This window comes from Microcystis sp. LE19-41.2A (genome assembly GCF_027530405.1).
GTDB classification, from domain to species: domain Bacteria; phylum Cyanobacteriota; class Cyanobacteriia; order Cyanobacteriales; family Microcystaceae; genus Microcystis; species Microcystis aeruginosa.
Genome location: NZ_JAPZQJ010000214.1, coordinates 1 through 10,461 on the forward strand (window position 1 = coordinate 1; position 10,461 = coordinate 10,461).

Sequence of the window (10,461 nt, forward strand, 5' to 3'; positions counted from 1 at the left end):
TCTGATAATTTTTAACGCCTACCTACTTAGTAATTATAATCTTTTGGTAACTGTCCATTTTGAACGCCGATTAAAGGAGCAACTATGAAAATAGACTATGATCGAGCCGCTAATGCCGCTTATATTCGTCGTTTTGAGGGAAAGGTTATTGATTCTGAGGAACTAGCGCCGGGGATTGTCTATGATTACGATGAGACGGATAGGATTGTAGGGATTGAGATTTTAGCAGTCAAACAGAGAACGGCCGAACAATTCAAAAATATTGATTTTCCGTTGGAAGAGAGTGAAAAACAAGAGATTAGACAATGGTTCGGAAAGTTAATACTAAATTGTTAAGTGATGTGAGAAATTCAGGAAATATGGGAGGTGCTATAATTGACATATTTACTCAGTCAAAAAACGATGATTAAGTTAAAAGTCACAACGGTAGGGAACTCTATGGGGGTGATTTTCCCGAAAGAGTTGGTGGAGAAGCTGCGCCTTAGTAAAGGCGATATGCTCTACGTCTTGGAAACGCCGAATGGCTTTGAGCTTACACCCTACGACCCCGAATTTGTCCAGCAAATGGAAGTGGCGGAGGAAGTGATGCGCGAAGACTGGAATGTTTTGAGAAAGCTGGCAACTTAGGCTCATGAACCAGCTAATCTGGATAGCTGATGGGGTAGCTCTCGCGATTCATCACCGCCAAATAGCCGAGCATGGTGGATTAGAGGGTATTCGAGATGAGGGGTTGCTAGAAAGCGCACTTTCCCGACCGCAAAATCTTCTGGCTTATTCTGAGTCGCCTCCTGACATGGCTTCTTTGGCAGCGGCCTACGCTTATGGGATTGTCAAGAATCACCCTTTTGTAGATGGGAATAAGAGAACGGCCTATGTAGTGACGAGGACTTTTCTCAGGCTCAATGGCTACGATCTTCAAGCTTCTAGTGAAGAAAAATACCAGATATGGATCGATCTTGCTGTTGGTAAGCTTTCAGAGGAACAATTAGGGACTTGCGCTTTGATAATGTACCTTTTGGGCGAACGCAGTTCGCCCCTACATTGTGGACAAAATCCGTTACTGTAGGGGCGCAAAGCTTGCGCCCTCCGATCGATTGGGATATTATTCCCACGCAAGTCCCTTAGCTGATTGGATTAGGAAACATTTATTAAAGATTCCTCTAATGTCGGGTTAGCGAGGGGAAAAATTATGTCATTGATCAGATCTTCGTACTTAAATAGGACTGTTATCGCATTAAATTTAACAAGGGAGTTCAATATGATTACCTTTGAAAACGCGCTGGAGTTGGTTAGTCAATTACCCAGGGAACAGCAAGAAATGTTAATCGAGTCAGGGGAGAATATCAGGAATTGAGAGCCTGTTCCTGTAGTTATGATTGCCTCATCATTTTCTATTTAGAACGAGACGAAAAAAATCAAACAGATAGGATAGTTTTGATTAACATTGGAACTCATGATGAGGTGTATTAACTAATAACTGATAGCGGAAATAACTATGAATCCCAAATTTTACGCCTTACTTACCCTTTCTCTGGTGGCTACCGTCACCCTACCAGTTGTTAACGGGAAACTCTCCTCTCTCGTCCCTGCGGTAATAGCGCAAAATACGGATGCGAGGAAAGCAGAAGCGGATCAACTTTTGCAACAAGGTATTCAACAATATCAAACCAGTCAATTTCGGGAAGCATTACAATCTTGGGAAAAAGCCTTACAGATTTATCGAGAAATCGGAGATCGCCAAGGGGAAGCCAATTCTTTAGGCAGTTTAGGAATCGCTTACGGTTCCCTCGGACAGTACCAAAAGGCGATCGAGTACCATCAACAGTATTTAACTATCGCCCGCGAGATCGGAGATCGCCAAGGGGAAGCCAATTCTTTAGGCAGTTTAGGAATCGCTTACAGTTCCCTCGGACAGTACCAAAAGGCGATCGAGTACCATCAACAGTCTTTAGCTATCAATAGGGAGATAGGCGATCGCGCTGGAGAAGCTCTCAGCCTCAACAATCTTGGCGTAGCTTACCGAGATAACAAACAGCCCGCGGAAGCTATAACAAACCTAGAAGCATCTCTAAACATTTATCTAGATATGCGTGGGGGATTATTGCGCGACGATCGCAAGGATTTTTTAGCCTCTAACGAAAGAACCGTAAACAATCTCGCCGATCTCCTCATCCAACAAAATCAACCAGAAAAAGCCTTTCAATGGCTTAACCTCGCCACTACTGCCGATCTCGCCGATTACAATCGCCTGATTAATGCGAAAGTTGCTGATCTCGATGCACAAAAAGCACTTGATAACTGGAACACCGACAATCGACAACTCGAAGGAATGCGCCGACAACTACAGGATAAATACTCGGAAGAACTAGCACAACAGATCCGACAATTCGAGGAAAAAGTGTATAAAAATGCGGAAACTATCGGAGATAAATATCCTGAAATTGCTGAACTTTTTGAAACCAAACCCACCGACATCGCCCAACTCCAGAAAAATATCGCTCCTGATACCCTCGTTATTCAACCCGTTCTCTTAGGCAATAAAGCCACCTTATTCCTTATTACCAGAGACAAACTAACCGTTATCCAAAGCGATGCAAAAGCCGATGATTTTAATCAACTTGTCAGTCAATACCGTACCCAATTAGCCGACTATAAAAATGCCGACTACCTCGTTACCGGTAGTAAATTATACGAGATTTTAATCCGTCCCATTGAGTCCCAAATCGCCACCAGTTCCCCGAAAAATATCGCTATTATCGCTAGTGGACAACTGCGCTATATTCCCTTTGAAACCCTCTACGATAAGAAAAATGACCAAGTTCTCCTAGAAAAATATCCAATTTATTATTTAACTCGCATCTCCACATCTACCCCTCCCGCGACCGAAAGAAAACCCTTACAAGGCCTAGCATTTGCTAACCCTAAACCCACCCAAGAAGAACTTAAAGGCACAGAAATAGAAGCAGAAACTATCAGCAAAATCTTTCCGGGAAGTGAAAAATATCTCGGTACAAACGCAACTCTAGATATATTCAAAAAACAAGCCTTTCGCTTCTCGATTTTACACCTCGGAACTCACGGCTGTTTTGACCTCGCTGGCTGTCCTAATTTGGGTATGCAAGCTAATAGTATTCTGTTCGCCAACAAAGAGCAATATAACATCGCCGATGCCGCATTATTAGGCTTAAAAAATACCGAATTAATCACTCTTAGTGCCTGTCAAACCGCCAAGGAAGCCAACGCAGACGGACAGGAAATATCGGGACTTGCTTACGTCCTAGAAAGAGCCGGTGCTAAATCAGTAATAGCCAGTCTTTGGAATGCTGAAGATAATACCAGTGCCGAAATTATGACCCAATTTTATCAAAATCTCAAGAATGGCATGAGTAAAAGTGAAGCCATGCGACAGGCCAAACTTAGTCAAATTAAAAGCCATCCTTATTTTTGGTCGCCCTTTATTTTGATTGGGTCTGCTAATTAAGTAGGTAGGCACAATTATTTGTAGGATGGGTTAGCGGTAGCGTAACCCATGCGGGCGTTGGGTTTCATGCTTCAACCCAACCTACGTTCATTTTATATTTAATTCCACCCACCCACTTAGGGTTTGCTGAAAAAGTACGGGCGAAGCATTCGGATAGAAAATCTACGGTTTCACCGATAGGTTATTGCCCGAATGCTTCGCCCCTACAGGAGGCGGGCCGATGAAGACGCAAGGTTTTGAAGCATGATTCTCTCAAAATCTTGCACCTGTTTCGCGAGAAAAGCCACAAAACCCTTACCTTGCCTACATTTCACATTTATTCAGCAAACCCTAATTAAGCAGCCGATGATAACTCTCGATCGCTGATAATCAGAATTATTTCCTAACTTTTAACTGCCGACATCTGCCGCATTTCTAAATACACTAATAAAGCGTTAATATCGGCGGGATTGACTCCGCCAATTCGCGAGGCTTGGCCGATGGTGGCGGGTTTAATTTTTGTTAATTTTTCCCGGGATTCCATTGACAAAGTTTCGATTTTCATGTAGTCAATATCGGGGGATAAATGACGGTTACTGTGGCGACTAATTTGGTCAATTTGATTTTGTTGTCGTTTCAGATAACCGGAATATTTAATTTCAATTTCTACCCCTTCTCTTTCGGCTAAATTTATATCGGGATTACCTAAACCATAACGATCAAGATCGAAATAATGCAAGCTAGGACGACGCAGTAAATCCGCTAAAGAGAGAGAACCTTTGATTTTTTGTTCTGTATCCTTAACGATGGCAATTGCCACCTGATCCCGTTCTTTAATTCTGGTTTCGTGTAGGCGTTCTTTTTCAGCGATAATATTAGCTTGTTTAGTTTGGAATAATTGCCAACGCCGGTCATCAATTAAGCCAATTTCTCGCCCTAAAGGTGTTAATCTTTGATCGGCATTATCCGATCGCAATACTAAGCGATATTCGGAACGACTGGTTAACATCCGGTAAGGTTCCCGCAGATCCTTGGTACACAAATCATCGACCAAAGTTCCTAGATAACTTTCCTCCCGGGGAAAAACAATTAACTCTTTTCCTAAAGCAAACCGGGCCGCATTAATCCCCGCCACCAGTCCCTGGGCTGCCGCTTCTTCATAACCGGTTGTCCCGTTAATTTGTCCCGCACAAAATAACCCCTCAATCTTCTTCGTCATCAGGGTTGGATAACACTGAGTTGCTGGTAAATAATCGTATTCCACTGCATAGGCAGCACGCAACATTACACAGTTTTCTAAACCGGGTAAAGTCCGCAGCATTGCTAATTGAACATTTTCCGGCAGTCCCGTTGAAAAGCCTTGGATATAAAGTTCGGGAATATCGCGCCCTTCCGGTTCAATAAAAATTTGATGACTTTCTTTATCGGCAAAACGGACGATTTTGTCCTCAATACTAGGACAATAACGCGGCCCTTTGGAGTCAATAAAACCGCCATAAATGGGGGATAAATGTAAATTATCTCTGATTAATTGATGAGTTGCCGCCGTGGTGCGGGTGAGATGACAGTTCATTTGTTCCCGTTCGATCCACACCTCTGGATCAAAACTAAACCAACGTACCTCGTCATCGGGCGGTTGCGGTTCCATACGGGAGTAATCCACCGAACGCTTATCCACACGGGCAGGAGTGCCAGTTTTTAGGCGACCAGTCTCGAATCCGAGACGATTTAGGGTTTCTGTTAAACCCACCGCCGCAAATTCGCCCGCCCGTCCGGCTGCCATAGACTTGCCGCCGATCCAGATTTTGCCGCCTAAAAAAGTGCCAGTGGTTAAAATGACGGCTTTAGCGGCGAAACAAGTGCCGAAATAGGTTTCTACCCCTAAAACTTGCTCATTTGCCCCTAAAATCAGGTCTGTGGCCATGCCTTCCCGAATAACCAGATTGGCTTGGGTTTCGACGATACCTTTCATCACCGCCGCGTATTCCCGTTTATCGGTTTGGGCGCGTAGGGCCCAGACTGCCGGTCCACGAGAGGCATTAAGAACCCGTTTTTGCAGATAGGTGCGGTCGGCCATTTTGCCAATTTCGCCGCCTAAAGCGTCCACTTCGTGGGTTAATTGGGATTTAGCCGGACCACCGACGGCGGGGTTACAGGGTTGCCAAGCGATTTTATCGAGATTAAGAGTGAGGAGAAGGGTACGACAACCGAGACGGGCGCAAGCTAGGGCCGCTTCACAGCCGGAATGGCCCGCCCCGACGACGATGACATCAAATTCATCTTGAAAGTCTGCGGCTGAGGAGAAAGTCATACTCGATCGAGGGGAAAATTAATTAATCAGGCTAATATTCTAGCAATTTTTCTGAGTTTTCCCCCCAATATAATACAAGAATACTAACTAAGTCATTGACTAACACCAAAGCGATCGCATAAATCTAAAAACAATCTGTATAATCCCTATTTACCCTTGCCTTTTCAGGGCATTACTGGCTAAATATTATAGGTGCTTATCATATCTTCACGATCGTTTAAAGATTGTAATCATGGATTTACTTGCCAATCCCGTCGCTTTGTCGCGGATACAATTTGCCGTCACCGCTATTTTCCATATGCTTTGGCCGGTGTTAACCACTGGTATGGGCATTTATCTAGTCATTGTCGAAGGATTATGGCTAAAAACCCGCAATCCTGACTACTATCATCACGCTCGCTTCTGGGCAAAACTCTACATTCTCAATTTCGGCATTGGAGTTGCTTCTGGTTTACCCATGGCCTTCCAGTTTGGCATGAATTGGGCGCCTTTTTCGGAAGCGGTGGGGGACTTTTTCGGAACTATCCTCGGTTTCGAGGGAACCATGGCCTTTATGCTAGAGGCTAGTTTTCTGGGAATTATGTTGTTTGGTTGGGGACGAGTTCCCCCGTTAATTCACTTCCTAGCGACAATTCTCGTCGCTTTCGGGGCTAATCTTTCCACTTTCTGGATTTTAACCGCTAATTCTTGGCTGCAAACCCCCGCCGGCGGCATTTTCGTGGATGGTAAATTTATCGTTCAGGATTACCTACAAGCGATTCTCAATCCCTTCATGGTTAATAGTTTCCTGCATATGTTTTTCGCTACTCTGGAAACTTCTCTTTTCGTCATTGGTGGTATTAGTGCTTGGTATTTGCTCAATAAACGTCACATTAGCTTTTTTAGTCGTTCTCTCAAAATTGTTCTTACTCTAGCGATTGTTATCGCCCCCTTGCAAATTTTTGTCGGTCATCTTAGTGCCGAACAAGTGTATCACTATCAACCGGCTAAATTAGCCGCCATGGAAGCGCAATGGGAAACCATTCCTGCGGGAGAAACTGCCGGTTGGAGTTTGGTTGCTTTACCCAAGGATAAAGCGGAGACAAATAGCTGGGAAGTGAAGATTCCTAATGCTTTGGGTTATCTTTTGGAATTAAAACCCAAGTTATCGGAACCTGTTCTCGGCTTAAAAACGTGGAAATACGAAGACAGACCGCACATGGTGGGGCTAATCTATTATTCCTTCCGGATTATGGTCGCTATCGGTCTTTTTCTTGCTTCTTTAATGACTGTAACTGTCGGGCAATGGCTGCGCGGTCAACTGAGTAACGAAAAAATCGACAGTCAAAAATGGTTACTGCGCGCTTGGGTTTTTGCAGCCCCTCTGGGTTATCTTGCGGTTGAAACCGGTTGGATTGTCCGTTGTGTCGGTCGTCAACCCTGGACAGTTTACAATCAAATCCGGACAGTGGATGCTGCTTCTAAACTGCCCGCAGGCGAGATTTTAACCTCTTTAATCGGAATTACGGCGATTTATGTCGTTTTCTTGGTTTCTGCTCTCTATTTTGGCAGTCTTATTATCCGTCAGGGACCCAATCTTAACTTACCACTGCCGGGGACTCAAGAGGAAAAAGTGACCTCACCCGAACTAAATCCTCGTTCCCTAGAAGCGCAACAATAGGAGGAACTATGGAACCGTTACAGTATTTTTTGCCACAAATTTGGTTTTTTATTCTGGGTTTATTCCTGTTTCTCTACGTCCTTCTCGATGGTTTTGACTTGGGGGTGGGAATTCTTTCCCTGACTTCCTCCTCCGAGAAGCGTCGCAGTATTTTAATGACCAGTTTGGGCAATGTTTGGGATGCTAACGAAACTTGGATTGTCTTGATGGGTGGTTCCCTGTTTGGGGCGTTTCCCCTAGCTTACGGGACAATTTTAAACGCTTTATACCTGCCGGCAGTGATTATGGTGGTGGGGCTGTTATTTCGGGCTGTTTCCTTCGAGTTTCGTGAACATTCTCGTCGCAAGTTGTTCTGGAATTATGCCTTCGGACTCGGCAGTTTTTTGGCCGCTTTGGGGCAAGGATTCGCCCTCGGTGCGGTTTTTGAGGGCATTAAAGTGGATGAATTGGGTCATTTTGCCGGCGGCCCCTTTGATTGGTTAACATGGCGATCGATTCTAGTTTCTCTAACTTTAATCCAAGCTTATGTTTTAGTGGGTTCCACTTACCTAATTCTGAAAACTACGGGTAATTTACAGGAAGTTCACTATAAAACGGCAAAAATTGCCGCTATTACCACTTTTATCGGTGCTGTCTTTATCACCATCAGTACGCCGCTGCTTTCTGACCATATCCGTCAGCGTTTATTTGACCCTCGACTAATTTACATCTTTATCCTCATCCCGATTTTAGCTGTGGTCTTACTGGGTTTATTACTGCGGAGTTTGCAACTAAAGGAAGAAAACACTCCGATGGTGTGGACAGTATTGCTGTTTATGCTCTCTTTTATCGGTTTGGGATTGTTGATTTTCCCCGATATTATTCCCCCGTCAGTGACAATTTATCAAGCGGCGGCCGCCCCTAGTTCTTTGGTGTTTATGCTGACTTTTGTGGGTTTTTTAATCCCAATTTTACTAGCTTATACAGTTTATAATTACATCGTTTTTCGGGGTAAAATTACTGCTGAATCCTACGGAGAATAGATGACGTTGCCGATTTCAGACATGAATCTTCTTTGGTGGGATTTTTAAGGGGAAACTCTCTACCTCTGATGCTAAACTGAATTTATTCTAGGAGGTCTTTGGGTGTAATTAACTCGTAACGCTCGAAGGGTTGATGAATCCAAGGATTATCGGGGTAATATTCCACATAATAGTCAGGTTTGATTCTTGATGCCGCTTTGTACCAGATCACCGCAGTTTTGATATTGGTAATCCCGTATTTTTCCTGTAACAAAATCGAGGTTTTTTGGAGAGTGATTCCCGAATCGACTAAATCATCCACTAATAACAAGGGACTCTTTAATTTGGCTTCGATCATGGCTAAATTCGAGGAAATAGTTAATTCTCCCCGAATTTGATGATTTTGCCCCCCGTAGGAAGCAGCGTAGAGAATGGCTAGGGGTTGACGAAAAAGACGACAGAGAATGTCACCGACGCGCAATCCTCCCTTAGCTAAACAGACAATCTGAGCAAATTGCCAACCAGAATGATCGATTTTTACTGCTAATTTTTCGATCAGACGATGGTATTCATCCCAAGAAACATAAACATCGGCCATATTTTCCATTCCCGATTCAGAATTACTTATTTTCCGCAGGTCGATCACTACTCCAGGCCCACCAAACTCGATCGCATTGACAATGATAGAATTCCTGCCATTTACGTCGAGAATCTTCTCCTAAAACGGGAGCGCGGCGATTGATCCAAACGGCCTGAGCTTCTTTAGCTTTTGCCCCACAGTAAGGACAACAAAAATTGTAGGCGTGAACAGCATTCTCTGTCCAGTCAGGGGGAAAGGGACTAAAAGCATCCATAATCTCTGGGTTAAGGGGGTTAACAGTCAAAAAGGGGCTTGAATCGCTGGTGTTTAGGCTATAGTTCTCAATTTCTGCTTCGATAATTTTTACAGCGTTTCCCATAAAGATGAAGTGTAACCTAATTTGGTATTGACGACCGACTCCCCCAAAGGAAAACTTTGTACCTCACTATTAAGATAAATGCTATAATAGGTTTTGACAAATCGCGATCGGGAATATTTTCATGAAAACGAAGATTAATAACCAGAAAAACTGACTCAATAGACAATCTCCTTGTTTACTTTATCACTAAAAAAATATGGCTAAAGGGGATCAAATATACGCCTATCGGGAATTGCTCAATCTTCAGGGTGTTTATGCCCATCATGGCATCGATTGCGGTGATGGTAGCGTCATTCATTACCGAAAACCGAGCGAAATTGTCGAACGAACTTCCCTAGAAACCTTTGCTAGGGGTGGTAAAATCCATCTGGTGCGCCATGTAGAGGTGGGATTTTCCTTTATCCCCGATGTGGTGGTAGAAAGGGCGCTAAGTCGTCTGGGGGAGCAGAAATATAATCTTCTTTTTAACAACTGCGAACATTTTGCCACTTGGTGTAAGACCGGTATTAGCAAAAGTCAACAGATAGAAGAATTTATCCCGATTATTACCCATTTACAAGCGGTGGGACTCTACGAACCTCTGAAAAAATCCCTCATCGGAGCCGACCCCAACAATGCCCAAACCCTGTTAAAAGGGGCTTTAAGCAATCTTAAGGTGAGTTGGGATGAAATTCAACCCCAGTACAAAAAAGCCATTCAAGAAGCAGAAACATGGAATCGAGTAGCGATCGAAGCTTTAAGTAGAAATCGCGATGATTTAGCCCGGGAAGCCCTGAAACGCAAGGTAGAAGCCAAAAAACAGGCAAAACGCCATCAGGAACAATTGGATCAACTAGCGGCCATGACCGAAAATGTTCTTAAAAGTCTGGTGATTGCTAACGGTTAGTCTGGATTTGACACTCCCCGCTCTAAAGAGACGGGGATTCTTGGGGAGCATCTCACCTTTGCAATGAGCATAAATACTTAGTGGAAAAATAGGCTTTTCGAGGGTAATTCTTGTTTTAATTCTCCATGTACGCAGTCTTTAAAAGCCTCTATTTCGTTCCAAGACACGATTAAGAGTGGCTTTT

At 43.8% G+C, this 10,461-nt stretch carries 10 protein-coding genes; 7 read left to right on the forward strand and 3 right to left on the reverse strand.

What is annotated here, in order from left to right:
* Positions 1 to 84: 84 nt before the first annotated feature.
* The 4 genes from O9290_RS09370 (at position 85) to O9290_RS09385 (ending at position 3,481) form a co-directional block, all read left to right on the forward strand.
* Positions 85 to 336, forward strand: a complete 252-nt coding sequence (locus tag O9290_RS09370) for a DUF2283 domain-containing protein (protein WP_079209174.1) — start codon at positions 85 to 87, stop codon at positions 334 to 336.
* 66 nt (positions 337 to 402) lie between these two features.
* A complete protein-coding gene (locus tag O9290_RS09375) occupies positions 403 to 627 on the forward strand; it encodes an AbrB/MazE/SpoVT family DNA-binding domain-containing protein (RefSeq protein WP_012267820.1) in 225 nt (74 codons plus the stop codon).
* 4 nt (positions 628 to 631) lie between these two features.
* Positions 632 to 1,066 carry a type II toxin-antitoxin system death-on-curing family toxin gene (locus tag O9290_RS09380; RefSeq protein WP_288059456.1) on the forward strand — a complete coding sequence of 145 codons (435 nt, stop codon included), beginning with the start codon at positions 632 to 634 and terminating at the stop codon, positions 1,064 to 1,066.
* A gap of 429 nt (positions 1,067 to 1,495) precedes the next feature.
* A complete protein-coding gene (locus tag O9290_RS09385; RefSeq protein ID WP_288086930.1) occupies positions 1,496 to 3,481 on the forward strand; it encodes a CHAT domain-containing protein in 1,986 nt (661 codons plus the stop codon).
* A 382-nt stretch (positions 3,482 to 3,863) separates the two neighbouring features.
* On the opposite strand, the gene mnmG is transcribed toward O9290_RS09385, so the two are convergent.
* Positions 3,864 to 5,771 carry a tRNA uridine-5-carboxymethylaminomethyl(34) synthesis enzyme MnmG gene (gene mnmG, locus O9290_RS09390; RefSeq protein WP_288058970.1) on the reverse strand — a complete coding sequence of 636 codons (1,908 nt, stop codon included), beginning with the start codon at positions 5,769 to 5,771 and terminating at the stop codon, positions 3,864 to 3,866.
* Between the two features lie 232 nt (positions 5,772 to 6,003).
* Here mnmG and O9290_RS09395 point away from each other — a divergent pair, with 232 nt between their 5' ends.
* Positions 6,004 to 7,431: a cytochrome ubiquinol oxidase subunit I gene (locus O9290_RS09395; RefSeq protein WP_288058968.1), complete on the forward strand. Its 1,428-nt coding sequence runs from the start codon at positions 6,004 to 6,006 to the stop codon at positions 7,429 to 7,431.
* An 8-nt stretch (positions 7,432 to 7,439) separates the two neighbouring features.
* A complete protein-coding gene (gene cydB / locus O9290_RS09400; RefSeq protein ID WP_002753098.1) occupies positions 7,440 to 8,453 on the forward strand; it encodes a cytochrome d ubiquinol oxidase subunit II in 1,014 nt (337 codons plus the stop codon).
* 82 nt (positions 8,454 to 8,535) lie between these two features.
* Here the strand turns inward: cydB and O9290_RS09405 are convergent, their stop codons facing one another.
* Positions 8,536 to 9,030 (reverse strand): phosphoribosyltransferase, encoded by a 495-nt coding sequence (locus O9290_RS09405; RefSeq protein ID WP_039899628.1) that lies wholly within the window; start codon positions 9,028 to 9,030, stop codon positions 8,536 to 8,538.
* 22 nt (positions 9,031 to 9,052) lie between these two features.
* Positions 9,053 to 9,286: a hypothetical protein gene (locus tag O9290_RS09410; RefSeq protein ID WP_002771307.1), complete on the reverse strand. Its 234-nt coding sequence runs from the start codon at positions 9,284 to 9,286 to the stop codon at positions 9,053 to 9,055.
* Between the two features lie 301 nt (positions 9,287 to 9,587).
* Between O9290_RS09410 and O9290_RS09415 the strand changes: the two genes are divergently transcribed.
* Positions 9,588 to 10,277 carry a lecithin retinol acyltransferase family protein gene (locus O9290_RS09415; protein WP_288058966.1) on the forward strand — a complete coding sequence of 230 codons (690 nt, stop codon included), beginning with the start codon at positions 9,588 to 9,590 and terminating at the stop codon, positions 10,275 to 10,277.
* Positions 10,278 to 10,461: the final 184 nt, after the last annotated feature.